2 protein-coding genes are annotated in these 1,091 nt (G+C 34.0%); both read left to right on the top strand.

The annotated features are described in order from the left end of the window. A partial coding sequence (locus CXF78_RS01485; protein ID WP_102035762.1) for a hypothetical protein occupies positions 1 to 351 on the top strand: 351 nt, incomplete at its 5' end. A 273-nt stretch (positions 352 to 624) separates the two neighbouring features. Beyond that, complete coding sequence (locus tag CXF78_RS01480; protein ID WP_145991329.1) at positions 625 to 909, top strand: hypothetical protein; 285 nt, start codon at positions 625 to 627, stop codon at positions 907 to 909. Positions 910 to 1,091 lie beyond the last annotated feature (182 nt).

Below are 1,091 nucleotides of genomic sequence, written 5' to 3'. Positions count from 1 at the left end.
CATAGACCGGGCGTTAAAGAAGCCACTTTAGTTGTCAGAAACCTAAGATTAACTGGAGTAGATAATCAAAATTTAGAAGCATTAAAGACTGAGATAGACAAACTGTTTGGCATAGAAGAAGTGATTTATAATGACAAATCGGGATCTATTTATCTAACCTATGATGCCAGCCATATCAATTTAGAAGGTATTGAAGCGGTTATCAGAAAGCATGGTGCTAATATTCATAACGATTGGTGGACTCATGTGAAGGAAAGTTACTACCAATTTGTGGATCAAAACATCAAAGATAATGCAAATCATCAACCACATAGTTGCCACAAACCCCCACCAGGATCCAAGATAAGTTAAGACAATTAGATGTTAATTTTTATCGATACTGACTATCTTTTAGTAAGAGCATTCGAAGTGTGATCTATGTCAAGTATCAGTAGTTTAAAGTAAAAAAACACTACAGTTAACTAGGATGATTTAGTCAAGTTGAGTTAACATTAATAGCACTAATTATATTGGAGTTTTATCTTGAGTCGTATGCGAATTATCACAGTGATGCTTATCTTGATGACATTTGTCAGTCAAGCTTTTGCGTCTGTGATTTTGCCATGCCCCTCTGATATGAATTCAATGTTAAGTAAATCAAATCCAGTGAATACCGCTGCGACTAACGCTTGCCATCACCAATTAACATCAGATGCTGATGCCGTTAAAACATCTACCGCTGACATTCCTGATTGTTGTGATAATCAATGTGATTGTCCGATAGGTACTTGTTTTTCAATTGCCCTTGAAATGAAAATTGTCCAATCAGTAACCATCTCAAGTTTGAGTAGTTTTATATCTGGTTTGACTCAAAATACGACTCCGCAATATAACTCTTCTTTATATCGTCCTCCAATATTTTCTTGTTAGATAGGAAAGGCTTGATCAATTTTTGATCGTCTTCCTGTTCATTTATCTTTTTTAAAATAAATTAACAAGATATTACCTTTGTTCGAATTCAATTCGAGCATTGGTGATTAATTTGGAGGCTTTATGTCTTTAATTTACAAGAAATTGGGTGAAATTTACACTCAATATATTCTAATAGTAGT

It is taken from the genome of Shewanella sp. 11B5 (assembly GCF_002836795.1).
Classification (GTDB): domain Bacteria; phylum Pseudomonadota; class Gammaproteobacteria; order Enterobacterales; family Shewanellaceae; genus Shewanella; species Shewanella frigidimarina.
The sequence above is the reverse complement of the archived record's forward strand: the minus strand, read 5'-3'. Positions and strand labels throughout refer to the sequence as shown.

Coding starts and splice junctions, on each gene's coding strand:
- CXF78_RS01480 (WP_145991329.1), top strand. CDS start 625: ATGTTAAGTAAATCAAATCCAGTGAATACCGCTGCGACTAACGCTTGC.